The sequence below is a fragment of the Phycobacter sedimenti genome (assembly GCF_038148855.1).
Taxonomy (GTDB): Bacteria; Pseudomonadota; Alphaproteobacteria; order Rhodobacterales; family Rhodobacteraceae; genus Phycobacter; species Phycobacter sedimenti.
Window position 1 is genome coordinate 362,909 of sequence record NZ_JBBVGR010000001.1, and the last position, 26,928, is coordinate 389,836.

At 61.2% G+C, this 26,928-nt stretch carries 21 protein-coding genes and 2 tRNA genes; 12 read left to right on the forward strand and 11 right to left on the reverse strand.

The window, feature by feature from the left end:
* The first annotated feature begins 2 nt into the window (after positions 1 to 2).
* The 3 genes from AADA15_RS01690 to AADA15_RS01700 are packed head-to-tail and all read left to right on the forward strand — an operon-like array spanning position 3 to position 4,287.
* Positions 3 to 932 (forward strand): hypothetical protein, encoded by a 930-nt coding sequence (locus AADA15_RS01690; protein WP_341639810.1) that lies wholly within the window; start codon positions 3 to 5, stop codon positions 930 to 932.
* Positions 932 to 3,454, forward strand: a complete 2,523-nt coding sequence (locus tag AADA15_RS01695; protein WP_341639811.1) for a hypothetical protein — start codon at positions 932 to 934, stop codon at positions 3,452 to 3,454. Before AADA15_RS01690 ends, AADA15_RS01695 begins: the two co-directional genes overlap by 1 nt.
* Positions 3,451 to 4,287, forward strand: a complete 837-nt coding sequence (locus tag AADA15_RS01700) for a glycosyltransferase family 2 protein (protein WP_341639812.1) — start codon at positions 3,451 to 3,453, stop codon at positions 4,285 to 4,287. Before AADA15_RS01695 ends, AADA15_RS01700 begins: the two co-directional genes overlap by 4 nt.
* A 108-nt stretch (positions 4,288 to 4,395) precedes the next feature.
* On the opposite strand, the gene AADA15_RS01705 is transcribed toward AADA15_RS01700, so the two are convergent.
* Complete coding sequence (locus AADA15_RS01705; protein WP_341639813.1) at positions 4,396 to 5,607, reverse strand: glycosyltransferase family 4 protein; 1,212 nt, start codon at positions 5,605 to 5,607, stop codon at positions 4,396 to 4,398.
* Positions 5,608 to 5,866: 259 nt separating this feature from the next.
* Between AADA15_RS01705 and AADA15_RS01710 the strand changes: the two genes are divergently transcribed.
* Positions 5,867 to 7,234 carry an oligosaccharide flippase family protein gene (locus AADA15_RS01710; protein WP_341639814.1) on the forward strand — a complete coding sequence of 456 codons (1,368 nt, stop codon included), beginning with the start codon at positions 5,867 to 5,869 and terminating at the stop codon, positions 7,232 to 7,234.
* A 24-nt stretch (positions 7,235 to 7,258) separates the two neighbouring features.
* Here AADA15_RS01710 and AADA15_RS01715 read toward each other — a convergent pair whose 3' ends face one another.
* The 4 genes from AADA15_RS01715 to AADA15_RS01730 form a co-directional block, all read right to left on the reverse strand.
* Positions 7,259 to 8,479, reverse strand: coding sequence for a GumC domain-containing protein (locus AADA15_RS01715; protein ID WP_341639815.1), 1,221 nt, complete (start codon positions 8,477 to 8,479; stop codon positions 7,259 to 7,261).
* A gap of 116 nt (positions 8,480 to 8,595) precedes the next feature.
* Positions 8,596 to 9,531, reverse strand: a complete 936-nt coding sequence (locus AADA15_RS01720) for a CpsD/CapB family tyrosine-protein kinase (RefSeq protein ID WP_341639816.1) — start codon at positions 9,529 to 9,531, stop codon at positions 8,596 to 8,598.
* A 200-nt stretch (positions 9,532 to 9,731) separates the two neighbouring features.
* Positions 9,732 to 10,517, reverse strand: coding sequence for a sugar transferase (locus tag AADA15_RS01725; RefSeq protein ID WP_341639817.1), 786 nt, complete (start codon positions 10,515 to 10,517; stop codon positions 9,732 to 9,734).
* Positions 10,518 to 11,051: 534 nt separating this feature from the next.
* Positions 11,052 to 12,071 carry an AraC family transcriptional regulator gene (locus tag AADA15_RS01730; protein WP_341639818.1) on the reverse strand — a complete coding sequence of 340 codons (1,020 nt, stop codon included), beginning with the start codon at positions 12,069 to 12,071 and terminating at the stop codon, positions 11,052 to 11,054.
* A gap of 289 nt (positions 12,072 to 12,360) precedes the next feature.
* Here AADA15_RS01730 and AADA15_RS01735 point away from each other — a divergent pair, with 289 nt between their 5' ends.
* Positions 12,361 to 13,251, forward strand: a complete 891-nt coding sequence (locus AADA15_RS01735) for a 2-dehydro-3-deoxygalactonokinase (RefSeq protein ID WP_341639819.1) — start codon at positions 12,361 to 12,363, stop codon at positions 13,249 to 13,251.
* A gap of 141 nt (positions 13,252 to 13,392) precedes the next feature.
* On the opposite strand, the gene AADA15_RS01740 is transcribed toward AADA15_RS01735, so the two are convergent.
* A complete protein-coding gene (locus AADA15_RS01740; protein WP_341639820.1) occupies positions 13,393 to 14,187 on the reverse strand; it encodes a TIGR03084 family metal-binding protein in 795 nt (264 codons plus the stop codon).
* A gap of 128 nt (positions 14,188 to 14,315) precedes the next feature.
* Here AADA15_RS01740 and AADA15_RS01745 point away from each other — a divergent pair, with 128 nt between their 5' ends.
* Both AADA15_RS01745 and AADA15_RS01750 read left to right on the forward strand, forming a co-directional pair.
* Positions 14,316 to 14,984 (forward strand): TetR/AcrR family transcriptional regulator, encoded by a 669-nt coding sequence (locus tag AADA15_RS01745; RefSeq protein WP_341639821.1) that lies wholly within the window; start codon positions 14,316 to 14,318, stop codon positions 14,982 to 14,984.
* Complete coding sequence (locus tag AADA15_RS01750) at positions 14,968 to 16,110, forward strand: acyl-CoA dehydrogenase family protein (RefSeq protein ID WP_341639822.1); 1,143 nt, start codon at positions 14,968 to 14,970, stop codon at positions 16,108 to 16,110. The genes AADA15_RS01745 and AADA15_RS01750 overlap by 17 nt, the downstream gene beginning before the upstream one ends.
* A 21-nt stretch (positions 16,111 to 16,131) precedes the next feature.
* Here the strand turns inward: AADA15_RS01750 and AADA15_RS01755 are convergent, their stop codons facing one another.
* Complete coding sequence (locus AADA15_RS01755) at positions 16,132 to 17,109, reverse strand: hypothetical protein (protein WP_341639823.1); 978 nt, start codon at positions 17,107 to 17,109, stop codon at positions 16,132 to 16,134.
* 313 nt (positions 17,110 to 17,422) lie between these two features.
* Here AADA15_RS01755 and AADA15_RS01760 point away from each other — a divergent pair, with 313 nt between their 5' ends.
* Both AADA15_RS01760 and AADA15_RS01765 read left to right on the forward strand, forming a co-directional pair.
* Positions 17,423 to 18,676 (forward strand): hypothetical protein, encoded by a 1,254-nt coding sequence (locus AADA15_RS01760; protein WP_341639824.1) that lies wholly within the window; start codon positions 17,423 to 17,425, stop codon positions 18,674 to 18,676.
* A gap of 189 nt (positions 18,677 to 18,865) precedes the next feature.
* Positions 18,866 to 19,651 carry an EAL domain-containing protein gene (locus AADA15_RS01765; protein WP_341639825.1) on the forward strand — a complete coding sequence of 262 codons (786 nt, stop codon included), beginning with the start codon at positions 18,866 to 18,868 and terminating at the stop codon, positions 19,649 to 19,651.
* A gap of 47 nt (positions 19,652 to 19,698) precedes the next feature.
* Here AADA15_RS01765 and AADA15_RS01770 read toward each other — a convergent pair whose 3' ends face one another.
* Positions 19,699 to 21,018: an ATP-binding protein gene (locus AADA15_RS01770; protein ID WP_341639826.1), complete on the reverse strand. Its 1,320-nt coding sequence runs from the start codon at positions 21,016 to 21,018 to the stop codon at positions 19,699 to 19,701.
* Between the two features lie 81 nt (positions 21,019 to 21,099).
* On the opposite strand from AADA15_RS01770, the gene AADA15_RS01775 reads away from it, so the two are divergent.
* Both AADA15_RS01775 and AADA15_RS01780 read left to right on the forward strand, forming a co-directional pair.
* A complete protein-coding gene (locus tag AADA15_RS01775; RefSeq protein WP_341639827.1) occupies positions 21,100 to 22,014 on the forward strand; it encodes an MBL fold metallo-hydrolase in 915 nt (304 codons plus the stop codon).
* A 120-nt stretch (positions 22,015 to 22,134) separates the two neighbouring features.
* Positions 22,135 to 22,209 (forward strand) — tRNA-Asn (locus tag AADA15_RS01780).
* Between the two features lie 370 nt (positions 22,210 to 22,579).
* Here the strand turns inward: AADA15_RS01780 and AADA15_RS01785 are convergent.
* The 3 genes from AADA15_RS01785 to AADA15_RS01795 all read right to left on the reverse strand — a co-directional run bounded on the left by AADA15_RS01785 (position 22,580) and on the right by AADA15_RS01795 (position 25,834).
* A tRNA-Asn gene (locus tag AADA15_RS01785) sits at positions 22,580 to 22,654 on the reverse strand.
* Between the two features lie 300 nt (positions 22,655 to 22,954).
* A complete protein-coding gene (locus tag AADA15_RS01790) occupies positions 22,955 to 25,324 on the reverse strand; it encodes a hybrid sensor histidine kinase/response regulator (RefSeq protein WP_341639828.1) in 2,370 nt (789 codons plus the stop codon).
* Positions 25,325 to 25,336: 12 nt separating this feature from the next.
* Positions 25,337 to 25,834 (reverse strand): putative pterin-binding protein, encoded by a 498-nt coding sequence (locus AADA15_RS01795; RefSeq protein WP_341639829.1) that lies wholly within the window; start codon positions 25,832 to 25,834, stop codon positions 25,337 to 25,339.
* Positions 25,835 to 26,165: 331 nt separating this feature from the next.
* On the opposite strand from AADA15_RS01795, the gene AADA15_RS01800 reads away from it, so the two are divergent.
* Positions 26,166 to 26,780: a response regulator gene (locus AADA15_RS01800; RefSeq protein ID WP_341639830.1), complete on the forward strand. Its 615-nt coding sequence runs from the start codon at positions 26,166 to 26,168 to the stop codon at positions 26,778 to 26,780.
* The last annotated feature ends 148 nt before the right edge of the window (positions 26,781 to 26,928 follow it).

Below are 26,928 nucleotides of genomic sequence, written 5' to 3' on the forward strand. Positions count from 1 at the left end.
ACATGCGCAAACGGTCTCTTCTTTTGGCACTGACCACCTGTCTCAATGGCCTTTGGGGCGGCACCGGCATTGAGGCTGCGCCTTTCCCGGTCCCCCCCTTGGCGGCGCCTGATCAGCCGCTCAATGTCTATCACCTTGGGCACTCCCTTGTCGGAGCCGTGATGCCCCACATGCTGGCCCAGCTTGCCCCCAAAGGTCACATCTGGAACGGCCAGCTTGGGTCGGGCACCGCACTGAAACAGCATTGGGAGCCGGATGAGACAATTCTGGATTTCGATCTGGTCAACCAGCCCCCCGTCTGGCGCGACGCGAAAGAGGCCATCGGCTCCGGCGACTATGACGCGGTGGTGCTGACCGAAATGGTCGAACTGCGCGATGCCGTGAAATACTTTGGTTCTGCCAAGTACCTGCGCCGCTGGGCCTCTTTGGCGCGTGAGGGATCCCCCGACACCCGAATCTATCTCTACGAGACCTGGCATCACCTGAATGACCCCGATGGCTGGGAGACGCGCATCGACGCGGATCTTGAGCATCTCTGGCTGGGCAAGGTGCTCGGCTCGGACAGCCGCCGCAACCCGAAGCGACCGGTCTACCTCATCCCCGCCGGACAGGTGATGGCCGCGGTTTCTCGGGCGATAGATGCGGGACGGATCGAGGGGATTACGGATATCTCCGATCTTTTCTCCAAAGCACCGGATGGCACACAGGACACCATCCATATCAATGACTTGGGCGCCTATGTTGTTGCACTCACGCATTTCGCTGTGCTCTACCACCGGTCCCCGGTGGGTCTGCCGCACCGCCTCAGCCGCCCGGATGGAGAGGCCGCGACAGCCTTTTCCGCGCCCGCGGCGCGACAGGTACAGGAGATAGTCTGGCAGGTTGTCCGCACAATGCCGCGCACTGGCCTTGCCGAGGCGGGCCAGGGCTGATGCCGTTTGAGACGCTGATCGCCTCGGTCCTGATGGTGGGCCATTCGCTGTTCGGCCCGGACAATCCCGTGATGCTGCAAGACATGCTGCGCGAAACGACCCCTGAAGCCACCGTCGAGGCGCAGATCATCAACGGTGCGCCGCTCAGTTACAATTGGGAGCATGGGGACAGTGCCGAAGGGGTCAATGCCCGCAAGCGGCTGAAAAGCCCTGTCGATGCGGTGATCCTGACCGAAGCCATCCCGCTGGCAAATCACCTCAAGTGGAGCAATACCGAGGAAACGGTCACGCTGTACTATCAGGCAGCAAAGGCAGCGAATCCGGAGGCCAAGGTCTACCTGCAGGAAACCTGGCACAGCCTGAACAGCGGAACCGGCGCCGAGATCCCCTTTGACACAGGCGCAGACATCCCGTGGCGTGATCGGCTGGATCAGGACCTGCCGCGCTGGCAAGCGGTCGTGGATGAGGTCAACGACCGTGTAGATGGCGATCTGCGCCTTCTGCCTGCCGGTCAGGCCATGGCGCGGCTAGACGATGCGATCCGGGCTGGAACCGTTCCGGGCCTCAAGGACATCTCGGATGTCTTTGCGGACGACATCCACCCGAACACCACCGGATTCTACTTTATCAGCCTGCTGCAGTTCTCTGCCCTGACAGGAGAAAATCCAATCGGCCTGCCACCGCAGCTTGAGGGCCGTTGGGGCAGGACCTACCGGGTTCCCTCGGCTGCGCTGGCCCAGCGCCTGCAAGAAATCGCATGGGCCGCGTCCAAGGGGGAAGAGGTGCGGACCGCAGCACTGCCACCGGACCCCGCGCCCTTGCCCAGGGATCCCATCCTGCCGCTGCTGAATGGCTCTGCACCCATCGAAAAAGCAGCACAGACAACAGCAGCTCACGTCTCCCCCCCGAAACATCCCATGGCGATGAACCTGATGGGAGTGGCCGATTGGAGCCCACAGGCCCCCTTCCTGGATCACTTCAAGACGGCGCGCCCGTGGATCGGACACCTTCCGGGGCGCTGGGGCGGCGTCAGTCACGAGGATCTGGCCGCCGCGGGCTACCTCGATGAAAACGGGTGGCCCACCGCCCTGCCGCCCGAGCTTGGCTCCATCGGTACCGTGATCCTGACCGATCTGCCTGCCGAGGCGCGCTCCTTGTCCGGGCGTTATGTCCTGCGCTTTCAGGGCACGGGCATCGTCGAAGTGTCAGGGCGCGCCGAAAACGTCCGCTATGGCAAAAACGAAGTCTCCTTCGACTACACCCCCGGCCCCGGCCCCGTTGAAATCCGCATCCAGCGCATTGGGCGCGGCGGTGACTACATCCGGGATATTACCGTGGTCCGAGAAGACCAGATCGCCGCCTTTGAGGCAGGCGAGGTCTTCAACCCGCTCTGGCTCGACATGCTCGACGGGTTTGAGGCGCTGCGGTTCATGGACTGGATGGACACCAACGACTCCGCCCAGATCGGATGGGAAGATCGGCCCCAGCCCGCTGACTATACCTGGGCCATGGAGGGCGTTCCTGCAGAAGTCCTGGTCGATCTGTCCAATACGCTTGGCGCGGATCCCTGGTTCACCATGCCGCATATGGCCGACGACAGCTACATCCGGAATTTCGCAGAGCTGGTGCGGGAGCGCCTTGACGAGGATCTGCGCGCCTATGTCGAATACTCCAACGAAGTCTGGAACTGGCAGTTCGAGCAGGCCCGATGGGCCGAGGAGCAAGCCCGCGCCCAATGGGGAGGAGAAAACCTCTGGATGCAGTTCTACGGCGGGCGCGCCGCGGAAGTCTCTCGGATCTGGAGCGAGGTCTTTGGCGCAGACGCCAACCAGCGGCTGATCCGGGTGATTTCCAGCCAGACCGGCTGGCTGGGCCTTGAGGAACAGGTGCTGACTGCGCCGCTTTGGGTGGCCTCGGCCGCAGACCACAAACCGCCTGCAGCGTATTTTGATGCCTACGCGGTGACCGGGTACTTCGGAGGCATACTGGGCCTGCGTGAGCGGGCCCCGATCCTGCGCGCCTGGCTGTCGGACAGCCGCGACCGGGCGCGGGCCACGGCCACAGCCGAAGGGTTGATCGGCAAGGATGCAGAGGCCTTTGTATCCGCCCATCAATATGACGTGGCAACGGCACAGGCTGCACTCGAGTTGCAGGACGGGCTGCTGAGCGGCGACAGCGCCGATACGCTTGCCGATCTTCTGGGCCGGGTTCTGCCTTACCACAAAAAGGTTGCAGACCGTCATGGCCTGGATCTGATCATGTATGAGGGCGGCAGCCACGTGGTCGGGATTGGCCCCATGGTCGATGACGCGGAACTGACGGGCTTCTTCACCCATTTCAACTATACCGAGGCCATGGCAGGCCTTTACGAGCAACTTCTTACCGGGTGGAACGATATTGGCGGTGCTCTCTTTGGCGTCTATGCAGATGTGGCAGCTCCGGGAAAATGGGGCAGCTGGGGCGCCAGGCGCAGCTTGAGTGATGACAACCCGCGATGGCGCGTTCTGGAGGCCATGAAATGACCTCGCTCGTTTCCGTCCTCATTCCCGCCCACAATGAAGCGGACTATATCGCGCCTTGTCTTGAGGCCCTCTTTGCCTCGAGGCCATTGCCCGGAGAGATCCAGGTCGAGGTTCTGGTTCTGGCCAACGGCTGCTCTGATGATACGGCCCGCATTGCCTGCGATGTGCCTGCCCCCGATGGCTGGCACATCCGGGTGCTGGAGTTGCCCGAGGGCGGCAAGCTAGGCGCCCTCAATGCAGGCGACGCGGCCGCAAAAGGGTCCGTCCTTGTCTACCTCGATGCAGATGTGATCGTCTCTCCCGCCCTCCTTGGACAGCTGGCCACGGCGCTGTCCGGCGGCGCTCCGCGGTACGCCAGCGGCGCGCCGAGAGTTAGCCCCGCGCGCAGCCTCGTGACCAGAGCCTACGGCCGCTTTTGGTCACGGCTGCCCTTTGTGTGCGAAGGTGTTCCGGGGTTTGGGGTTTTCGCGATGACTCGCGCAGGGCGCGACCGATGGCAGAACTGGCCCGACATCATCTCGGACGACACGTTCGCAAGGTTGTCTTTTACGCCGTCCGAGCGTGTTCCCGTGCCAGCAACCTACCACTGGCCCATGGTCGAAGGCTTCACAAACCTGGTCCGCGTGCGCAGACGGCAAAATGCAGGCGTGGATGAGATCGCCGCCGCGTTTCCCCATCTTATGTCAAACGATGACAACCGCAGCATCGGCCCCCTTGGGGTCTTGCGCCTCGGAGTGCGCGACCCTCTGGGGTTTGGCACCTACGCTCTGGTCAGCCTTGTCGTCAAAACGCCTCTGTTCAAAAGCCGCTCCCGCTGGGCCAGAGGCCGTTAGCCACCTTTGCCGGATCAGAACCACCGCGCCGCGCCCTGGCGCGGCTACCCGCTATGCCGGGATCACGACGGGCGGGAGCGCACCGCTACGTTTCAATCCGCCCCTGTTTCAAGCCGCCCCTGTGGCCGTTTTGAACAAGGCTGACAGTTTCGCGGCTTCCTTGTCGCTGTCATGGCGCTCCAGCACCCGTATGCGTCCCAGATCGCCCATTTCCGCCAGCTTTTCCGGCGGCAGGTCCGCGATCTTTTTCACGCCCTCGGCCAGAGCTGCCTCATCGCCCGCCGGGATCAGCCATCCGGTCTCCCCTTCCATGACCAGCTCCGGTGTGCCGGCAACATAGGTTGCCAGTACCGGGCGGGCTGCGGCCATCGCCTCCATCACCACCATCGGCAGCCCTTCGGCAAAGGACGGCATGACCAATACCTGCGCGGCGGCCAATTCGGCGCGCACCCCCGCCTCATCCAGCCAACCGGTCAGGGTGACATGTGCCTGTAAACCGGACAGTCGGATCTCTCGCTCCAGATCAGAGCGCATCTCGCCATCGCCAATCAGCGTCAGATGCACCTCTGGTCGTTCCGCCACGATCCGCTTCATGGCCCGGATCAGCACCATCTGCCCCTTTTGCTCCACGAATCGTCCAATTGCCACCAGCCGCAATGGCCCATCCGGCATGGGCGCGGATGAGGCAAACCGGGCAGGCTCAATCCCGCAGTGCACAACCTTGATCCGCTCCCAAGCGCCAAAATCCGCCCAGCGGCTCAGCTGGCTCCTGCCAAAGCTGCTGATCGCCACCGCGAAGGCCGCCCGGTTCACCTTTTCGCCCAGGGACAATGCATGAGGCGCATCGAACTCCTCCGGTCCATGCGTGGTAAAGCTGTAGGGAATACCGCTCAACTCGTGGGCCAGCATGGCAACACTGGCGGAGTTGGTGCCGAAATGCGCATGCAGATGGTGCACGCCCTCGGCCGCGCAATACCGGGCGACATAGGCTGCCTCTGCCAGGTAGATCAAGTGCCGCAGGCGCCCCGCCGTCGACACCCTCCCCAGCCGCAGTGCAAGCGCCAGCGCCCGGCGAAAAGCCCCTGGTGCAGTCACGGCAGAGGAAAGCGCAGCGCGCAGAAGCCGCGCAGCCCCGGCCTGCAACACGTAGTGGGTTGCGCGGGCTTCGGCCTGATCGCCGACATCCACCAGCGGAGCCGCGCTGGCGCGCATGGCCAGTCGCAAGACCTGCGTTCCCTGCCGCTCCAGAGCCTGCACTTCACGGCGAATAAAACTATGAGACGGCTGCGGATAAGTATTCAGAATATAGGCAACTTTCACAGCAATCCTGCCTCGCGTCGATCCGGCCTCCCGGCGAGGCCCGCCTTTTGCGCCACGTTATACGCTCACAAATGCCCTGCCTAGAGCCACACAGAAACGGATCACGTCTTTGCATCAATCACGGCCCGCGTCATTCATTGTCTCACCTGCCAGACCGGATTACAGGCCCCGCCCTGCAATCAGGGCGCACCGATTGACCTTGCCACGGTCGCTGCCTAGCGTGCGACGCAGGGCCAACCGGGCATAACAAGGGAATCCGATGATCAAGCTTGCTGCGGTCTTTTCCGGTCGGGGCCTGATGGCCCGGGTGCTGCGCTCGGCGTCCTGGTTGATGATCGGCTACGGGGGCAGCCAGGCCTTGCGCCTTGCCGCCAACCTGGTCCTGGCGCGACTTCTGTTCCCCGAGGCCTTTGGCCTGATGGCGCTGGTCACCGTCGTGACCGTGGGGCTTTCGCTGTTTTCCGACGTCGGGATCGGACCGGCCATTGCGCAGAACCCGCGCGGCGATGATCCCGATTTCCTGAACACCGCCTGGACGATCCAGGTGATACGTGGGTTTGGGCTCTGGGCGATGACATTGCTTCTGGCTTGGCCCGTGGCCTGGGTTTACGACACGCCCGATCTGATACTCTACCTGCCCGTCGCCGGGGTTGCCCTTGCGATTGCGGGCTTCAACCCGACCCGGATCGAAACTGCACACCGACACCTGCTGGTCGGGCGGCTCACGGCGCTCGATCTGGCCGCGCAGGCCATCGGGGTGGGCGCAATGGTGCTGGTGGCCTGGGCCACCGGTTCGGTCATGGCGCTGGTCCTTGGCGGGGTCTTGCAGGCGGGTGCGAAACTGCTCCTGACGCACTATGGCCTGCCGGGCGCGCGAAACCGCTTTCGCTGGGAAAAAACCGCCGCACAGGAGCTGATCCGTTTTGGCAAATGGATCTTCCTGTCCACCGCCTTCTGGTTTCTGACCTCGCAAGGGGACCGGGCGATCCTGGGGCGCTTTGTGTCGCTTGATGTGCTGGGGGTCTACAATATCGGCTATTTCCTGGCCAGCTTTCCGATGCTTCTGGGTCATGCGGTCAACCAGAGACTGATGATCCCCGTTTACCGTGACAAACCCGCTGATGGCCCGCCGGAGAACCGGCGCAAGCACCGCCTGCTGCGGGCAGGGCTGAGCACAGTGGTCCTGTCGATGCTGCTCCTGATGGCCTGGATCGGGCCCTGGCTGACCGAGATCCTCTATGATGCGCGCTATCAGCAGGCGGGCGTCATGATCGTGCTGATCTCGCTTGCCCTGGCACCGGCGGTGATCACCATGACCTATGATCAGGCCGCGCTGGCCGCTGGCGACAGCCGGGCGTTTTTTTTCTTTACCGCCACGCGTGCACTGCTTCAGACAGGACTGTTTCTGCTTGGAACGCTCTGGTTCGGCCTGCCGGGTGGCATTGCCGCACTGGGGCTGGCGATGCTGGGGGCCTATCCGGTGCTGGTATGGCTTGCCCGCCGCCACCGTGCCTGGGACCCGATGCATGACCTGCTGTGCACCCTGATCGTTGGGGGGATCGGTGGTAGCGCCCTAGCCTGGCACTGGGAGGCGGTACAGGCTTTGGTCCTGGCGCTCGCCTCCTAGGCATGCCCCCAGACCGCCACGGTGTCACCTCCGCTTTCGCGCCGCTTTCATTTCCGGGATAGTCACCACCGGCATCAGCCCCGTTTCCCGCTTCATCTGCGCCGCAGACCTCAGGACAGGGTGCCGCAAATCCAGCAGGAAAGCGACCACCATCCCAAGAAGAAGGCTGGCAACACCTCCGAGGAGCGCTTTGCGCTTGCGCCCGCCGGTGACCGGATAGTCCGGCACAGCCGCAGGCTCGAGAACCGTCAGACGCTCTGACTGGCGCGATGTCTCGAGGCGAAAGCCGATCTCGGCCTCGTTCAGGCGCGCGCGCACCACATCCAATTCTCCCTGCAGCTGTTCCTGCTGCCGTTCATATGCCGCCAACCGGCGTTCGACCTCCGGCGTTGTCTCCAGCATCCGCTCAAGCTCTGACTTGCGCTGGTTGAGCAGCTCGCTTTGCGCAGAGAGGGTGGCAAGCTGCTCCTGGAACTCTTCGAGCATACGCTGCGCGGTGGCCGGGCGCTCGCTTGCAACTGCCTGATCCGCGGCGCGGCGGATCTGGATCTGCTCGCGGGCAATATCCAGCAAGGCCTCGTTCAATGTGGCAATTTCCGCCTGTCGGAATTCCAGCGCCCCCGGTTGCGCCACATCGTTGTCCGCCCGGAATTCCGCAATTTCATCTTCAAGGTCCAGCAGATCCGCGGCCAGGGCCTGTTCCTTTGCCGAGAAGAAATTGAGCGTCTCACGGGCCTGTTCGATCCGGGAGTTCACGCTGAGCTCAATGGTGCGGCGTCCAAACTCGGCAGCGACATCACGGGCCTGTTCAGGGCTGGGCATACGGGCAGTGATGGTCAGAACGGCGATGGTGCCATCATCCGCAAAGCCTTCCCGCACCGCTGCCACCCCCGTGATGGTGACGTTTTCCCGCACCAGAGCCACCAGTTCGGAGGGCTTCAGGTCGGGGCGGTCGGAATAGAGCCCGAAGCTCTCCACGATCTCAAGAATGGACCCACGCGCCATCAGTCGCTGCTCGATCAGCTGCATGCGCCGTGCGGTGGAGCCCTCGACAGTGGATTTGGCCAGATCATCCGCGATGGTGGGCTGAGCCACCTGGATGACCTCTGCGCTTTCATAGAGGTGCCGCTGGCTGGCCGCAAACCACAGCGACGCCAAGGCCCCCAGCACGGTGACAGCGACAATCACCGCGGCGCGGCGGCGCAGCATGTCCAGTAAATCCGCTAAGGAATGGATCGGCCCCATGACCTGTCTCTCTTGTACCGTTGCATTGGCATGTCCATGCGTGCGTGACCTGTGGCTGTGCCGGTCACCACTGTTGATCATGGCAAAAGGGCGAAAATTTGGCCAACAATCGATAGTTATGCGACGGCAGCACCGACATTCGCTCCCCGCCCCCGATTGAGCAGGACCCCCAGAAGCGGAACCTGCCCGGCCAGGATACTCTCGCAGGCCGCCAGTTGCGCCGCCGTGGTCCGGGTTCCGTCGGACACCAGGAGAACTCCGTCGACCTGCGGAAGAAAAGCTGCTGCATCATCGAATTCCAGCAAGGGCGGCAGATCGAAAAGCACGGTTTCCACTTCTGTGCGTCTGATCATGTCGTCGAGCACATCAGCACAACGACGGCCATGCAGGATTTCGGCTGCGTTTTCGTCGCGCACCGTATTCAGGCCAAGGGCAAGCGTGTCGAGCGGGCGCACCAGTGCGTCTTCGACGGGAATATCGCCTGCAAGAAAAGCGGGCAAATCACCCTCGGCCGCCAGTCCGAGTGCCGAGGCGACACCTGGCGCGCGGAAATTGAGATCCATCAGCAGGGTACGGCTGGATGGCACGCGCGCCAGGCTCAATGCCAGATTGACGGCGGTAAAGGTCGCCCCGCATTCCGAACTTGGCGCGCAGATTGCGATGCATCTCCAGCTGCGGGCCTTCAGGGTCTGCAGGAGCCGGGTCCGCAGAAGGTCAAACGCCCGCGCAGCCGGAGCGCTGCGACAGGTTGAAACCAGAGGAACGGAAGCACCGGCGGGATGATCCGGGTCAAAGGGAATCTGTGGCAGCCTGTCCCACAAGGGCGGCAGTTTGGCCGGCAGAGAGAGGGGGGTCTCGGACCCGATGTCAGACCTATACGCAGCTTGCCGCTCGGACAGGTGTGCAGATGCGCTGTGACCGGTTTCCTCGGCGGAACGGGCAAAGCCTGCCTGCCCGGAGGTGCTCTCCTGTACCGAAACTTGGTCGGCACCGGAACCCGGCGATGGCCGCTGCACCCTGCGGCGAAACCTTTTGAAGCCCTGTTGCGTCATGCCTTACCGAATTACCTTTGTTCGCTCCGCGTTATCTTGCCACGTTGGGGATCGCCCCTTTTCCAAATCCCGGCAAAGACCGCACAGCAGCCCCAGTTGGCATCCTATGACCCTGTCTGCCCAACGCCAGCCTGTGACAGACGCGAAACCTCATTTGTCACCACACGACCTTGGACAGTCATCATTTAAGCAATGAAGGGTTAATATCCAGTGCCCCTGAGAACCACGCCAAAGGTGCGAACGATCAGCCCAAGATCGTTGCCGAACCCAAGATCCCGGCGGTAGTCGGAATCCAGAGCAGCACGAAAGGCAAAGGTGGTCTCGTTGCGTGCAGAAACCTGCCACAGTCCGGTCAGACCGGGCCTGAGCGCGAAGTAGTCGCCGGGGTCACCGTAAAGGGGCAGCTGGTCCGTCATCATCGGCCTTGGGCCGACCAGGCTCATATCGCCACGGATCACGTTCCAAAGCTGCGGCAGTTCGTCCAGTGAGGTCATCCGCAGAAGCCGACCAACCCGCGTGATGCGCGGATCATGCTTCAGTTTCTGGGTGGTCTCCCACTCGTGGCGCATCGCCGGATCCTTTTCCAGATACATCGCCAGCCGGGCATCCGCGTCAGGGACCATCGTGCGCAGTTTCAGGATGCGAAACCGTTTGCCATTCCGCCCGAGCCGTTCCTGCGTATAGAAGGGATTGCCCCCCTCAAGCAGCAGCGCCAGCGCACAGAACCCGACGACAGGCAGGATCACAGGCAAGGACAACAGGGTCAAAACGAGATCGAGACAGCGCTTTCCCCACTTGTGGTAGCGGCCATCGCTGCGCAAGGCATCAGCGCGCACCGCCGGTTTGCCTGCACCACGATTGCGTCTGACGGGCTGTTCCGATCGGACCGGAACTGTCGAAGCCTGCGCATCAAGACCAATGGCCGAGCACGGAACACCTGCACCATGCAAGACCCGAGCGTTCCCCATCGACGGTGGCCTCTCCATTCCTGCATCCTGATTCAATAGGTCTTTCATGCAAACCCCCATTGATCGCCGAAGCACAGCCCGGCGCTCCGCATTGCGCGGAACTTGTTACGTTGCCTTGATCCGGTTCAGCAGTGACCGGCAAGAACGCTTTGGTTTTCGGTAGGTCTGCCCAGATGCACCCCCATGCATCTGCCGCTGCACCTAGTCTTCGACGCAGAGACCGAAGACGAACGAAATCGCGTCCCTATCTTTTTAGTACATTTTTAACAAAAGTGCCGATAATAAACGAGAAAAGGTTAAGATGAGGCATTTGCAAGGCATAGGCGCCAAGGCTTTCGAAACAATCCAAGTGCCGTCACCGCAACTGTTTCCAGGAGCTCTGAACGCTTCCGACATCGAGGCAGGTGTTATCGGGAATCAATGCAGGCCGAACTCGCAGGCGGAAATCTCCCTCACCCGCTTGTGCAGCTCCCAAATCGGCGCACGCGAGGGCATGATGGCAGACAGGCCCAGCTGACAGCAAAGGCTCAGAAAGTTCGGCGCTGATTGGCCTCACGTCCTGGATCGAAAGCGGCCCGGGCTTTGCCCCGTCCATCTCTTGAAGGCATCATTGAAGGAACTGAGGCTTCTGTACCCCAAAAGGTGGGCAATTTGCGCCAGGCTCAAATCGCTCTCGTTCAGGTACTTTTGGGCCATCTCGTTGCGTAGCGTTTCGAGGATCTGAAAGTAGCTGGTTCCTAGATCTTCGAGTTTGCGTGACAGGGTCCGGGAACTCATGCCCAGGTCTTTGGACACCGCGTCCAGCGACGCGGTACCGCCTCCGAGCCTGAGCGCCAGCAGGTGCCGCACCCGGCCTTGCAACTCTTCCCGCGTCACCGCAAGCGTTCCCGGCCCGCGGCTGGCGGCGCATGTGGTCAAGATTCTGTGCAAACGCGGGTCTGCAGTCACCAATCCAAGGCTCAGATCCGTTTGAGAGAACTCCAGCAGGCATGACGGCGCTTCATGCAGAACCGGGCAGCCAAAGAACTCTTCCAGCCTCGATGTTCCAGACAACCGGCTATGACAAAACGAGACCTTGCGCAGCGCGATGTGTCGTTGCGTGGCCCGGCGCAGTGTCGACAGGATCAAAGCCGCCAGGAACTGGTGATACTGTGCGCCAAGATCGGGGTCCTGCCAATTCGCATACCCCCAGGTGATCTGTCCGTTCTGGGTGAGCTGACTGGTATCAAAAAAGATCCGGCCACCAAAAAGGGACGCAAAATCAGACATGGACGTCCAGAAGCCACTTATATCCTCTGCGCAAAGGGACAGATACCCGATGAGCCCCGCCTCCCGCAGATCCGTGTGTTTGGCAAGATCGAGACTAAACAGGTCATTCCTGCTGATCCTCGCGGCGTGTTCAAAGAAACCAAGGATAAGCCCCAGATCGGCGACGGGATCCTGCTGCACGACAAGATGCTGGGCTTCGGGCAGCTCCGCAAAGACCGCAGGAGAGGTAAAACCCAACTCCCGCAGTCGCGCCGAGGCGCTGCGGACGAAAACTGCGCTCTCCAATGCTTGCGGCAGAGTCATTCGAAAACCCAAACGGCTCCTGATCTGTTTCCACTGTGCCCCCGTGGCGTGTGGAGTGGTGCGGTGTCAGGATAGACGATCCCAGACTGCCCCGACATGCCAGCTTGGGGTCAGCCTGAAAGGCATTTGGCTATGCGATACTGTTTTGGCATAGGTGAAGTACCCCTATCGCATAAGGGGAGCATACTTTCGTATTGATTGCCCCGCACCCCACAGCGGCATTGCCGGTTCACAGGAGGGGGCGGACTTGCTACCTCCGATGACATCGCGCAAGGAGACGAGAACCGACATGACTGCCAAACGCACACCTCCCCCCCTCTGGATCGCAGCCGAAGCCCGAGGCCCGGACTGGACGTTCTGGGCCATGTCCGGCGACAGCGTAAAGGAGCAGCAGCAGGCCCGTCTCGAACACGGAACTGACGATCCGGGCTTTGAGGCGACCTATCTGCAGCTTTGCACTGCCCTTGGAGGACCTACTGATATTCCTTTGATCGTCAGCGGCCTGGGCCGGATTGCTCATGTTCCTGTTCCGACGCGCCCGGAGGCATGCCTCCCCGTTGCGCTGTCGATGGACGGATCGGCAGGCACAGTACCTGCCGCCACGGAATTGCTTGCGGTTCCCGGTCTTTCGCAGACCTCCCCCCCAGCTGTGATGCGTTACGAAGCGATGCGGATCAGTGGCTTCCTGTCGTTGAACCGCTCGTGGGAGGGGGTGATTTGTCTTCCGGGGGCAACAACGCACTGGGCGCTGATCAGTGCCGACGAGGTGGTGAGCTTTCAAAGCTTCCTGACCACCTCGATGGTCGAGACCGCTTTTGCCCGCGCCGGTCTGCAGGCAGATCACTGGAGACCTCAGACTCTTGAGGACACGGTGGCGGATACGATCTCAAGACCCGAACTGACCGCCGCACGTCTGGCCGAGGCCTTGGCCGACCAGGCCCTGAACGGTGCTGAGGCTCTTGATACGGCAGGCAAGATCTGGGGGGCCCTGCTTGGCGCCGAACTGGCGGCCGCTCGCCCGTATTGGCTGGGTCAGAACCTCGCACTGATCGGCGCTCAAGAACACGCCGCGCCCTACGCAACCGCCCTCAAGGCGCAGGGGCTGTCGGTGACCGTCGCAGACGCCGAACGCATGTCCCTTGCAGGACTTACACGGGTCTGGCGGCAGCTTGCCGATTGACGTGACAAGAAAGGCCACAAGAGGCCGCCGGATTGCGCGCCGCGCCGCGCAGAGCGCGGCGCCGGGCCCAAGTGGCAGAAGCCTTTTTCCAAAAGGCGGACGCCGGGCGGGAGATCCACCGGCAGCCTGCGCCCTGTCACGTCAACTCTTGTGGCGCGCCCCCTTGGACGGTGGCGTCTCTGGCGGTCCGGCAAAGCACTGAGCGATCTCCATCCAGCGCGTGGCCGTATCGCCGGTCACCTCGAGATCGGTGTCCGCAATGCTGCGCACCTGGGTAACGACCTGAGCGAACTCCACCGCAGAACCGCGCAGCATGTTGTCCTCCTGCCGGTCGTTCCACTCCCAGACCACTCCCGAAGGCCCCGTCAGTTGCACAAAGGGCGCAGGATCCGGCACCTCTTCCTTGCGATTGAGGAAAGTCCAGCCATAGGTCGCCACCCCAAGATGCGCAATGTTGCGGATCCGGTCCTGCTCGGCGCGCTCAAGTCCCAAAAGATCAAAGACCTCCTGACCGTGCGCCCAGGTCTCCATTTGCCGTGCCGTGATCGACGAAAGCGCGCTCATGTCAGGGCCGACCCATTTGACGCGTGCCTTGGGATCGGCAGCGGCAAAGGCATCGGCACAGGATTCAGCGCCCGCTTTCCAGGCCTCAAACAGCGCACGCCCCGACAGACCATCCAGCCATGGAAACTGACACTCAAGGATCGTCTTGCCCGACTGCATGTCCTGCACGATGGGGCCGATAAACGCGGCGAAGGCCTCTTCGCCCAGCAAAGACGTCTCGGCAGCCACGTTGAAGAGGTGCAAGTGACCGATCACGTGATCAATCGTCCAGTCCTTGAACAATGTGGGCCTGTGAAAATCCGCTTCAGGCAGGTCCTCAAGAATGGCCGCCAGCGCCCTGCTTTCGGCGCGAAAATCCTCTGCTTGCTGCATCGGTGTGTGTCCCTCCCATTTCAACTTCCGCTGCGTCGGTTGTCTTCCAACCGGATTGAACCGACCGAACGTTCTGTTTTACGATTCCACAGCACGATAGGCCCTCAGATCCAGAATTGGCACCCGAAATGGCGGCAAAGAGCCCAGACAAACCTGACGTCACATCCCCCGAGCCGAGCCGCGCCGATCGCACGCGACTGCGGATCTACGATGCGGTGACCGATTGCCTTGACCAGTTTGGTTATGCGGAAACCTCGATCAACCGGGTACAGACCACCGCAGGCGTATCCCGCGGGGCGCTCACCCACCACTTTCCCAGCAAGGAAGAGATGATGGTGCGCACGCTGGAACACCTCCTCGCCCCCGTGCGCGGGCCGAAAGAGGCTGGAGAAACGGCCCACATTCTGCGCAAAGGGGCGCAAGGCGACGATCTGCCCGGCGAACTCCACCGCCTTTGGGCACGCGTCATCAACACCCGTGAGGGGCGCGCCGTGATGGAGATCCTGGTGGCCTCGCGCACGGACGCGGCCCTGCACAAGCGTATCACACCGTCGCTCTGGGACTATAACGACGCTTTCAACCGCAATATCGCCAACCTCTATTCGGCGCCCTCAGGCGAAGATCTGGCCCTGCTGTGGTCGATCTGCCGCAGTTTCATGCGGGGGCTGCACAGCCAGGCCCCCTATGAGCGCGACCCGGAAATCATCACCAAAATGGTCGACCTTTTCGGTCGCATCATGACCCCGCATCTGGCGGCGCGGGCAGATCCGGGAGGACAGAATGAAGAACCCCTTTGAAACCGAGGAACATCGTGCCTTTCGGGACAGCCTCCGCAGTTTTGTTGCGAACAAAATTCAGCCCTATTGCGATGACTGGGACGAAGCAGGCGCGATTCCCTGGGAACTGCATCAGAAGATCGGCGCCTTTGGGGTCTGGGGGTTCGGCATAGACGAGGCCTACGGCGGCCTTGGCTTTGACGACTGTTTCATGCGCATTGCCTATAGCGAGGAACTGGCCCGCTGCGGCGCAGGCGGTGTGACAGCCGCCATGGCCGGACGCACCATTTCGATCGAGCCCATAGCCCGCTTGGCCCATGAAGAGATAAAGTCGCGCGTCCTGCCTGAGATTATTTCGGGCCGCAAAGGCTCTTCCTTGGGCGTTACGGAACCCGGCGGCGGCTCGGATGTGGCGGGTCTCAAGACCACCGCCAGACGGGACGGGAACCACTGGGTCATCAACGGAAGCAAGGCCTTCATCACCGGCGGAATGACCTCCGACTATTTCGTGATCCCCGCCCGCACCGGCGGCGCGGGCCTGAAAGGGATCTCTCTTTTCTTTGTCGAGGCCGACACCCCCGGTTTCAGCCGCAGCGAAATGAGCCGCAAGATGGGGTGGTGGTGCGCCGACCAGGCGACGCTCTTTCTGGACGAGGTGCGCGTGCCTGCGACCAACATGATGGGAGAGGAAGGCGGCGGTTTCCTTGCCATCATGAACAATTTCAACATGGAGCGCATCAACCTGATTGCGGGTGTCCTTGGCATGATGAAAGCCTGCCTTGAGGATTCCATCGCCTGGGCTCAAGAGCGTGAAACCTTTGGCAAAAAGCTCATCGAGCACCAGGTGATCCGCCACAAGATCGCCGAGATGTCGGCCCGAATCGATGCGGTTCAGTCCACGCTCTGGCTGATTGCCTGGCAGGTCAATCAGGGCACGATGCCGGTCGCAGAGCTGAGCAAGGCCAAATTCTTTGCCACCAAGGCCTGCGAATTCTGCGCATCGGAAGCGATGCAGATCCTTGGCGGCGCCGGCTATCTACGCGGCAACCGTATCGAGCGGATCTACCGGGAGGTCAAGGTCATGGCCATCGGCGGCGGCTCGGAAGAGATCATGCGGGATCTGGCGGTGCGGCAGATGGGGCTGTAGCCGTCCCCTGCCCGGCAAGGTTCAGGCCGTTGTAAAGGTCTGTTCGGCGGCCTCGAAATTGCGGGTCAGCGGCGCCGTCAGGGACGACTGGGCAGAGTAATAGGCCCCTACCCGGCACAGCTGTACGGCAAAATCGGGATGCACCCCTGCGTCATCATATTTGCGCACGCGCGCCTTGCGCAGCCAGCCGCGCCGTTTCACCTCCCGCTCGATCAGCTTGAGCCGCTGCACGCAATGGAGCGTGGTGTAGACCGACAGGTACTCCATATACTCTGCAATATCATGTCCGCACCCTTGGTCGAAACACTCGATCACGATATCGGCCATGACATCCGGCGCCAGCGGCCAGGTTTCATCCGCAATAAGCCAGGCCAGATCCTCGGCCCCGTGGCGCAGACCCGCATATTCGAAATCGAACCAGCGCAGATAGCCGTCATCACCGATGGCCGCGTTGCCGGAGCGGCAGTCCCACTTGAGGAACTGAACGCCGGGAAAATCCATGAACTCTGCAACCGCAGTCTTGTCGAACCCGGCAGAGATGCCCAGCGAATAAGGCTCCATCGCGTGTACGGAGGTCACAAATGAGGTGATCCAGTCCGGGTTTGACCCCAGATGCGGCAGGATATCCGCCAGCTCGGTCTGGCGTGCGGCCGCATGGATGCGGAATATGGCGGCAACGGCTTCTGCTGCCAGCTCGACCTGATCCGCCGGGTCATACTCGAGGATCTCGGTGTTGAGACGGTGGGCACCGGTGTCAGACTGGAACATCACATCGCCGCTGACGCCCAGCACCTTTGGGATGTCATCGCAGTGCTGCGCCAGTTCGCTGAGCACGTGCGCCTCAAGGTGGGTCCTGCGAAACTCAGGCCGCAGGGTCGCAATCGCCGTATGATCGCCAAAATGCAGGCGAAGCGAGGAACGGGATGTCCCGCCGGGAGCCGAAATATGGTCCGGCGCCCGCCCCAGAACCGCCTCGGCCCTGGCCGCGATATAGGCCATGCGATCATTTCTGCCACCGTCCGCCACCCTGCCGTCCTTTCTGTTTCAGCCGGTCCTGTCCGTGCTTCTGCCAACCGAAAGAGGCCGTTTTCGGGACAAACCAAGGCAAAGCAATGGGAGATTCGCAGCCCTCCCCTTCCAAGTCCTCCCAGCCCGGACAGTTCAAAGATGGCCACAAACACGGGGTCGGCTTTGCCATTGTTTCCAGGTTGGCCGGATTTGATTGGCTTTTTAACCAAAATGAGGCCAAAAAATGGCACCCCGGCTGGCCGCCTCCTAGTCTTTTTCCGGTGTGGCGCGTTGGATTTGTTGCGTGCCGGTACGCGTGATTTTCAATCTGCGGGGTGAGACGATGCGCTGGGGACATTTTTCGAAACAGAGCTGGAACCATAGCAGCGGGCGCGAAGCCTGCGGCAGCGACAGCTATCACAACGGCGGCGTGCGCGGTGAGCACTTTGCCCGCTGGTATGACAACCACCTGTCCGACCGCTTTTACGGCAAAGACCATCACCACACGTCCTGGTGGGATAAACACGGTCGCAACGGCGATGAGGAAAACGGCAGCGGAACCGGTGGCTCTGCCGGGCACGGCAGCAAAGGATCTGGCGGCTCGAAAGGATCCGGCGGGACCGGCGGCTGCACCACGGGATCCGGCGGCGGATCGGGGCGCGGCACCTGGGGCGGCAAGGGCGATCATGGCAAAGGGGATCACAAGGGCCATCATGGCAGCAAGCACTGGTGGCATCACGACCGCGATGACGACGACTGCGCAAGCGGCGGAACCGGCGGCAGCGGAGGGTCCGGTGGCAGCGGTGGAACCGGAGGAACCTCTGGGGGCCACGGCAGCTGTGGAACCGGAGGGACCGGCGGAACCGGCGGCGGTGATACCGGAAACGACGATGGCAAGACCACCATCAGCTTTACCCTGGGCAAAGACCAACAGATCGACGTTCAGGTAACTCAGACGCCCGAAGGGCAGCTTTTTGTCTCGCTCTCTCCGGCCTCCTATGACGGGGAAGTCGCAGACATTGATGGGATGTTCCTCAATCTGCGCGACGACAGCCGCGCCGATGACCTGAATTTCTACCCGGACGAAAACGCCCTGCCCGTTACCGGACACAGCGCCACGGCAAACGGCGAAACCAGCCTCGACAATGGTGCAACCGTCACCGAAGCCTATGATGCCCACGTGCAGTTCGGCCGGCTGGCGGACAGTACCGAAGGGGCGGTCAACAGCGTGAATTTCACGCTTTGGGCCAACGACGGGCCACTCACCTTGCAGGATCTTGACCTGACCAACCTGTCATTGGTGATCAACAGCGATGGCCCAAGTCCCGAAGTTGTCACCGGTGGTCTGACGGACGAGGCCCAGGCCCTTGTGGACATCGACACGCAAGCCGCAGAAGACGGTCCATTGGACAGTTGGTCCGAAACCAGCCCAGTTGCAATCGTGCCGCCCGCAGCGCCCGCTGACATCATGGCGTTGATGTCACTTCCTGCCGAGCAGATGGTCATGCCCGATGAGCTGGCTGACACCGAAGACGATCTGGTCGTCGAGACCATCTGACCCGGCGTTTTCCGGCAACCTTCAACTCAATCGCATCGCCGCGGGGTCCGTCAAATGGCCTTGCGGCGATGACTTTTTTTCAAGGCGTTTCTTGGGTCTGCAGCTGTTTCCTAAGCGTTCGATCCTAAATCTTTGTTTAGGAAAGACCACTAAAAGCGAGTCGATAGCGCCATCTCGGGAGACCGTGCAGTGAACCGAAAGAAGTGTGAGGCCTGCAAGAACGGCGCAAAGTTCCCTGTTCCGATCACCATGGCATTTCAACCCATAGCTGCCCTTGGGGCGCAAAAGGTATTCGCCTATGAGGCGCTTTTGCGAGGACAAGACGGTTCGGGTCCGCGTGACGTCTTCAAACATGTGACGCCAGACACGCTTTATGCCTTCGATCAGAAATGCCGGACCACCTCTATCGAGCTGGCCGCCCGTCTTGATCTTGCGGGCGATGGCGCGCTCTTGTCGATGAATTTCCTGCCCAATGCCGTCTATGACCCAAAGGCCTGCATCCGCCTGACCCTTGAAATGGCAAAGAAAACCGGTTTCCGCGTGGATCGGATCATGTTCGAGTTCACCGAGACCGAGCGAGTCGACACGCGAAAGCTGCTCGACATCCTGACCACCTACCAGCGTCTCGGGTTCAAGACGGCGATCGATGATTTCGGAGCCGGGTATTCTGGGCTGAAGCTGCTGACGATGTTCCAGCCAGACGTCGTGAAACTGGACGCCGGCCTGATCCGCGACATTGATACGTCGCGGGCAAAGCAAGCCATTGTACGCAATTCAATCCGCATGCTTGAGGAGATGGGCGTCCTGATTGTCTGCGAAGGAATCGAGACGCAGGACGAATACAGCGCTCTCTACGATCTGGGCGTCGATCTGATGCAGGGATACCTGTTTGCAAGACCTGGTTTCGAAACCCTGCCAGAGCCCTATTGGCCCAGCCACGAGCCTGCCCCCATGGACCGCAGCCAGATACGCTAAGCGCAGATCATCCGGAAGTCTCACAAAAGAGACGACCAACAGTCTTCCTAGCGGGCTATGACGATATCAGCGCGCAGCCCGCCCAGTTCGGGGCTTTCGCTCAGACGCAGCGTACCGCCGTGCGCCCGTGCCACATCCACCACGATGGCAAGCCCCAGACCAACACCGGAACCAAGGTTCTGGTTGCGCGAACTGTCCAGCCTCGTGAACGGTCTTACGGCCTCTCCCCTCTGATCCGGCCCGATGCCCGGGCCATCATCCTCTACCCTTATGCGCAGCGACTTTTCTGTCAGCGTCACCGCGACCCGCGCCCGCGTGCCGTAGCGCACCGCATTGGATATGAGGTTCTCAACCGCCCGGCGCATGGACTGGCGCCTCAGCATCACCTGCCCGGATCCGCTCAGCTCTCCAAGCACCACATCCTTGCCCTGGCGCTTCCAATCCTCGACGATGGCTTCGACCAGGGCGACAGGGTCCACGGGTTCCGGCTCACCGGTAGAAGCGCCGCGCGAGAAATCGAGGAAAGCATCCAGCAGCGCCTGCATTTCGTTCACGTCTCGCAGCATGGGCTCGGCCTCGTCCTCATCCAGCATCGCAAGCCCCAACTTCAGCCGCGTCAGGGGCGTGCGCAGGTCATGACTCACCCCCGAGAGCATCAGGGTGCGCTGCTCGATCTGCCGTTCGATCCGCGCCCGCATATCGACAAAGGCACTGCCCGCGGCCCGCACCTCGGTGGCCCCGCGCGGCGAATAGGGCATCATGCGGCCCCGCCCGAACGCCTCGGCGGCCTCTGCCAGGCGCTTGATCGGGCGCAATTGATTGCGCAGGTAGATAAAGGCGATCAAGGCCATGAACAGACCGAAAAAGACCATGGTCACGATCAACTGATGGGGCGCGGCCGCGGTCAGCCGCCGCCGGTCGATCCGCAATTCCAGCCTGCCAAGGTCGCTTGCCAGGAACAGATGGACCTCTCGATTGTCAGGAAACTGCGCCGCCAGGAAGTCAGGCAGATCTGCCTGCAGTTTGTCCCGGACCACGCGCCCCGAGAACTCATACCAGGCAAGATGATCCTGCGGGTCGGGTGCGTCCGCCTCCAGAAACCGCGCCCCCATCTGCAATGGGATCAAGAAGGGGGCCAGACGCTCCAGGAACTCCGATTGGTTTTGGGCGCCAGCGCCTTGCTGCTGCAACAACCGCACTTCTCGCAGAACGGTTGCCGTCATCTGAGAGGTCACATCTTCCAGATCCCGCTTGATGAACACGACCGACACCACCAGCTGCAACGAGACGATGGGCACAATCAGGATCAGCGCAGCACGGCCATAAAGACTGCGGGGAGAATATTGTTTGAGGCTTTGCAATACCATGGGCTAAGCCTACAGGGGCACCACGACAGTGTGAAGCAATCATCCGGCCACAGCCCCCTTTGGTGAAGGACACAGAAACAGATGCAGGCACCAGACGATTTCAACCCCGCCCCAGGCATACCGGACCTCCTGCAACCGGGCGTGCGCCGCATCCTGGCTCCGAACCCCTCACCCATGACCTACCGAGGCACGAACACCTATCTCGTCGGCGAAACAGACCTCGCCGTGATCGACCCCGGCCCCGTGATAGAATCGCATCTGGACGCGATTCTCGCCGCCGTCGGACCCGGACAGCGCATATCCCATGTGATCGTGACCCACGCCCATGTGGATCACTCGCCCCTTGCAGCCGAACTTTCTCGCCGAACTGACGCTCCGGTTCTCGGGTTCGGTCCAGCCAGCGCCGGTCGCAGCGCTGTCATGCAACATTTGGTGGATCAGGGAATGCAGGGGGGCGGCGAAGGCATCGATACCGCGTTCTCCCCCGATATCGAACTGTCGGACGGCGAGGTGATCACCGGCGGTGGCTGGTCATTGGAAGTGCTGCACACCCCGGGCCATCTTGGCAATCATATCGCCCTGGCACTTGGCAGCGCCTGTTTCACCGCCGATCACGTCATGGGCTGGGCCAGCTCCCTTGTCTCCCCCCCCGACGGAGATCTCACCGATTTCATGGCCTCCTGCCGCAAACTGCGCGCCCGCCCCTGGGAGGTATTCTACCCCGGCCACGGCGCCCCGATCGAGGATCCTGCAGCCCGTCTGGATTGGCTCATCACGCACCGCGAGGCGCGCGAGGCCGCCATCCTGGATGCGCTCACCTCGGGCCCGGCCACACCGGGGGACCTGGCGCGAAAGATCTATACCGAAACGCCCGCCGCCCTCCTGATGGCTGCAGAGCGCAACGTCCTCGCGCATCTCATTGACCTTGTCGGAAAATCCCGCGTCGCCCCGTCATCCGGGCTAACCGCAACCGCAAGCTTCCAGCTTCTGGACTGATCCAGTAACAGAGACACGCGATGTGCCTTTCTTCGTCAAAAACAGGGCTGAAAAAAATTCGAGATTTTGCAGCCCCCCTCTGGACGCGCCGCATCAGCCCCGCTATACGGCCTCCACCGTTCCGGCGTAGCTCAGCGGTAGAGCAGTTGACTGTTAATCAATTGGTCGTAGGTTCGATCCCTACCGCCGGAGCCATAATAAGCCCTCAAGTCGCCGACTTGAGGGCTTATTTGCTGTATGCAAGGGTTTTTCTGCATTGAAAGTGCTATCGTTTTCCGGGCGTCGGACCGCTCTGTTGCCCAAGGCGAAAACCAAGGGCCGGTTCGCGCGTTGCAGAGTTGAATGCCACGTGCCACCCAAAAAAGACTCACAAGTACACGCTTCAGCCGTCTTGCTCGTGTCACGCAGGGGTAAGCACGGGAAAGATCAATCACATCACGTTCTTATTCAAAAGCAGACCTGTTCACTGTCAAACGCACCCTCCCTAAAGGCATCAAGCCCTCATTAGTGCCTAGGAAGTGTCAGGACACTGCAAGCACGATTCATCTGAGAAGGAAGAGTGATATGGCTCCGGCGGTAGGGATCGAACCTACGACCAATTGATTAACAGTCAACTGCTCTACCGCTGAGCTACGCCGGAACGGTGCGCGTGGTATAGAATCTCGAACACAACTCGTCCAGAGGAAAATCGCTCCGGTCCGCAGGTTTTTTCACCACCGGCAATGGAAGGCAAATTCTCAAGAAAACGCAGAGACTTAACAGCCATATATCACAAACATTTCGCGCCAATCGAGAAGCGAGAGCAGGGGACTCAGGCACACATATGCACGGACAGAGAGCTTTCGGCTTCGCCCCATATTTCGGCCAAAAGCTGCGGGTCGACCACGTCGGCGGCTTCTCCCGTTTCAATCTGAAGCATCATTTCGCGAAAGCGGGTCAGTCACAACACCGCAGCCGAGCCCGCGAGGCGGTGCGCCTCCCGCCGCAAGGCGCTGGTCAATTCGCCACTTGCGGCCAGATCCGCGCGCAGGCGTTCCACATCCTGACAAAACGTCTCCAGAAAACCACGCGCGCGCTCCGGCCCCAAGGCCTCGAAGAACTGGACTATGTTCTCGTTTGAGGCCCTGTCGGCAAGAACCGGTGTCTTTCCTGCCCTGCGGGCTATCAGATCTGCCAACTCACGCTTGCTGATGGGCTTGGTGATCACCTCGGCAAACCCCGCCTCCAGAATACGCGCGTGATCCTCGGGCGCGGCATGGGCTGTCAGGGCAACGATGTCCGTCCCCTCCGCAAGCTTGCGGTCCCGAATGCGGCGGATGGCTTCGATGCCGTCGACTTCGGGCATGCTGATGTCCATCAGGATCAAATCGAAACTGCCCTGCTCTGCGGCGTTGACAGCCTCTAGCCCGCCTGCTGCGGTCGTGACATCCTGGCCCTGCTGGATGAGCATCTGTTCAAGCAGCAAGCGATTGATATCATTATCTTCCACGATCAGAATTGCGCTGGTTCCGTTTTCTTCTCTGGAGCCGGATTCTGCCTTGTCCACCGGCGCAGTGGCCACCGGCAAGGGAATGGACATGATGAAAAGGCTGCCCTCCCCGACCTCGCTTTCGCAAGTGATTTCTCCGTCCATGGCCTGCACGATCCGGCGGGTGATGGCCAGACCAAGCCCGGTCCCCTCATTGCCGCGCCGATAGCTTGCATCCAGCATCGTGAAGTCTTCGAAGATGCGCTGTTGGTCTTCCTCAGGGATACCGGGGCCGCTGTCGGCGACCTGAAACGAAACCTCATCTGTCTCACCAATGCGCTGAATATCAACCGAAACCGCGCCTTCCCTGGTAAACTTGAGACCATTGGCGATGAGATTGAGCAGCGCCTGCTGAATGGCGCGGGGGCGGCCCGCGACAACCGAAGAGGACCCCAGACTACAGTGCAGCGTCAGATCAATGCCCCGGCTGATCGCATCGGCCTGCTGGCTTTCAAGCAGCCCCTCGGCAAGGTCCTGCAGATCAAAGATACGAATCTTCTCGGGATCCACACCTGCCTCAAGACGTGACAATTGCAGCACGTCGTTGACATGATGCAGCAGCAATTCGCCAGAGACGCGCATGGCTTGCAGATAGCGGGCCTGTTCCTGGCTTGGGCTCGTGTCCTCCAACAGGTCGATCGCCCCCAGAACACCGGTCAAAGGGGTCCGCATTTCATGGCTCATGACGGTCAAGAGGTTGGCCTTGGCCCGCTCGCCTGCCAGGGCGTCATCGCGCGCGGTGCGCAGTTCTTCTTCGGCAACCATACGATCGGAGATATCCCTCAGGAAACTGACAAAGACCGTATCCTGACCGGTCTGACTGAGCGAGAGCGACAGTTCGACCGGGAAGATCTCACCCGATTTGCGTTGCCCCTCCAGCCGGACCCGCCCGGCGCCGATGACCCGTGTTTCCCCGCTCTTGAGAAACCGCGTCATGCCGCGGGCATGCGCCTCTCTCAGATGGGGCGGAATGATCAGGTCCTGCATTTTTTTGCCGATGGCTTCGGCACTGGAATAGCCAAAGATCGTTTCGGCCGCACCGTTAAAAGCCAGGATGCGCCCGTCCTGGTCCACCATGAGAATGGCATCCAGAGAGGAAGAAATCATCGCCGCCATCCGTGAGGCGGCGCGGCTGCGTTCTGCGGCCAGCATACGGCCACGTCTGTACATGCGAGCAAGCATCAATGCGGTGACCGCCAGCGCCGCAAACAGACCCAGCACCACCAAGGCAAGCTGAGACAGTATACTGAACAATTTCAGGCGCTTGGCTTCGGTCCCTTCGACCTGGATGACCACGCCGAAAAGCGCGAGTTCGCGCACTTCTTCGCCATTCTTGATGAGTTCGTCCAGCACAAGCGAGCGGTTTTGGAGCAACTCCTCGTCGCTGACATCGATCAACTCTGCCAGCCGGTCCAGCCGCGCGCTCAATTCCCCGAGAAGACGATCACCGGCTTCGCTTTCGCGCAGATCCTCGAACAGCGGGCTTTCAAGAAAGGTGGCGATCCGGCTGTAGTAGATATCGAATCTGCGCCGCACAATCGGCAGGTCGCCCGGCTCCCGCACCGCATGGACCGCCGCATCCAGTTTCAGATGCTCTACCTCGGCCTGCGACATCACCCATTGCATGTTGTCCGTAGCCGCAGTGGACAGCCCTTCAAGACGCAAGAGCACCTGGTAGCCCAGGCGCACAGACTGAACAGCCAAAAGCGGCAGCACCACCAGTGCCGCCGCCAGGACCCAACGCGATGCCAGTGGAAATCGCCAGTCCGTCTCTTGTGTCACAACGCCTCCACCCTACTGTTCGACGTCGATCCGCTCCAACTGCCAGATGCTTCTGGAATAGACCGCCTCGGTCTTATACGCCGGATTGCTGTCGTAAGGGTAAACAAGCCACAATGGTCCCTTTTCCCGCACCGACATTTCCTGGCCGTTGCGCAAATAGGCTATAATCGGGCCACCCTCGATCGCATCGGCAAGCGGCACTTCCACCATGTAGTCATTGATCGCACGCGCCTCGAGCACCCCGTCTTTCAGGCCAAGATGCTCTGCCAGCGTCTGCAGCGAAACCCCGGTGAAGGTTTGCACACCAGAGGTCCAGATCGTCTCGGTTTCAAAAGAAGTCTCCCCGAGCGCGGCCAGATCGGTACGCGTGAAGGTCACCGTGCGGGCCTCATCCCCGTTGATCTTTACCGTTAGCAGAACCGGCCCGTCCGATGCGGCCTGCGCCACCGGCGCGGCGCCCGGCCAGATCAAGAAAGCAAGCGCACATACGAGACTAATCCAGCGGACCATATTTTACTCCTTATTGTTCAACACATATTCCTTTGCGCCGCATCATGTCAGAGACAGCTCTATATGACACTAACGCCTGCGGATATTTTCCTATTCTTTCGGATAGGCGGTAAGTCGAAAGGCGCGCGAACAAGAGCTGTGCCCGAACCGGCCTGTGGTGACGACGCCTTCGATCCGGCCCGAGACATCACATGAAGTTTTTCATCCTCCGGGAGCTGCTCTGAGGAGTTCAGCTCCTGATCCCATGTGCAATGGTCTGGAGTGTTGATATTTGTGAAACCCTTCTAGTTTAGTATGACAGCTCATCGTCTTGTTCAGACACGGGAAGTGCATGCGTATTCTTTTGGCAGACGACCATGATATGGTCCGGGAAACGATATCGGCCTATCTTCGAAATGAAGGAGGGGCCGAGGTCTCTCTTGCGACGGATCTGTCCGGCGCTTTGGACCTGATCGCCTCGGAGGGGCCGTTTGATCTTGTGCTTCTGGACTACCAGATGCCGGGCATGATGGGCCTTGACGGCCTTTCAAAGGCGCTGGAGGCGAATGGCGGCAAGGGCGTTGGAATCCTCTCGGGCAGTGCGCCGGCCAACACCGCCAAGGCGGCGCTGGATGCCGGTGCCATCGGCTTCATTCCCAAAACCATGGGCGCCCAGTCCCTTCTGAACGCGGTGCGTTTCATGAGCGCAGGTGAAGTCTATGCTCCTGTGGAATTGATGCGCGCTGAAAACGCTGCACCGACCCATCCGCTGGCCGAACGGCTCAGCCCGCGGGAGCTGCAGGTGCTGGACGGCCTGTGCCGCGGCCAGTCCAACAAGGAAATCGCGCGGGAGCTGGACCTGCAGGAGGTCACCATCAAGCTGCATGTGCGGACGCTGTGCAAGAAACTGGACGCCAAGAACCGCACCCAGGCCGCCCTGACCGCAAAAGAGGCCGGCCTGTTCTAGCCCACTGCCCCTGCCTTTTTGTCGGCCGACGTCCGCTCTGGCTTTCTCTGTGCCCGCACTCTGATAGACGGACACTGACCCACTCCATTCACGCGAGCACCCCGCAAAGCGACCTTCTGTGGCCCTGCGGGGTTCGCCCTGCCGTTGA

Excerpts from the sequence above, each read along its gene's own strand:
- AADA15_RS01745 (WP_341639821.1), top strand. The coding sequence starts at position 14,316 with ATGGCGGCAAAGAGCCCAGACAAACCTGACGTCACATCCCCCGAGCCG.
- AADA15_RS01695 (WP_341639811.1), top strand. The coding sequence starts at position 932 with ATGCCGTTTGAGACGCTGATCGCCTCGGTCCTGATGGTGGGCCATTCG.
- AADA15_RS01795 (WP_341639829.1), bottom strand. The coding sequence starts at position 25,834 with ATGGTCCGCTGGATTAGTCTCGTATGTGCGCTTGCTTTCTTGATCTGG.
- AADA15_RS01730 (WP_341639818.1), bottom strand. The coding sequence starts at position 12,071 with ATGACTCTGCCGCAAGCATTGGAGAGCGCAGTTTTCGTCCGCAGCGCC.
- AADA15_RS01740 (WP_341639820.1), bottom strand. The coding sequence starts at position 14,187 with ATGCAGCAAGCAGAGGATTTTCGCGCCGAAAGCAGGGCGCTGGCGGCC.
- AADA15_RS01720 (WP_341639816.1), bottom strand. The coding sequence starts at position 9,531 with ATGACGCAACAGGGCTTCAAAAGGTTTCGCCGCAGGGTGCAGCGGCCA.
- AADA15_RS01755 (WP_341639823.1), bottom strand. The coding sequence starts at position 17,109 with ATGGCCTATATCGCGGCCAGGGCCGAGGCGGTTCTGGGGCGGGCGCCG.
- AADA15_RS01690 (WP_341639810.1), top strand. The coding sequence starts at position 3 with ATGCGCAAACGGTCTCTTCTTTTGGCACTGACCACCTGTCTCAATGGC.
- AADA15_RS01715 (WP_341639815.1), bottom strand. The coding sequence starts at position 8,479 with ATGGGGCCGATCCATTCCTTAGCGGATTTACTGGACATGCTGCGCCGC.
- AADA15_RS01725 (WP_341639817.1), bottom strand. The coding sequence starts at position 10,517 with ATGGAGAGGCCACCGTCGATGGGGAACGCTCGGGTCTTGCATGGTGCA.
- AADA15_RS01800 (WP_341639830.1), top strand. The coding sequence starts at position 26,166 with ATGCGTATTCTTTTGGCAGACGACCATGATATGGTCCGGGAAACGATA.
- AADA15_RS01735 (WP_341639819.1), top strand. The coding sequence starts at position 12,361 with ATGACTGCCAAACGCACACCTCCCCCCCTCTGGATCGCAGCCGAAGCC.
- AADA15_RS01710 (WP_341639814.1), top strand. The coding sequence starts at position 5,867 with ATGATCAAGCTTGCTGCGGTCTTTTCCGGTCGGGGCCTGATGGCCCGG.
- AADA15_RS01700 (WP_341639812.1), top strand. The coding sequence starts at position 3,451 with ATGACCTCGCTCGTTTCCGTCCTCATTCCCGCCCACAATGAAGCGGAC.
- AADA15_RS01770 (WP_341639826.1), bottom strand. The coding sequence starts at position 21,018 with ATGGTATTGCAAAGCCTCAAACAATATTCTCCCCGCAGTCTTTATGGC.
- AADA15_RS01775 (WP_341639827.1), top strand. The coding sequence starts at position 21,100 with ATGCAGGCACCAGACGATTTCAACCCCGCCCCAGGCATACCGGACCTC.
- AADA15_RS01750 (WP_341639822.1), top strand. The coding sequence starts at position 14,968 with ATGAAGAACCCCTTTGAAACCGAGGAACATCGTGCCTTTCGGGACAGC.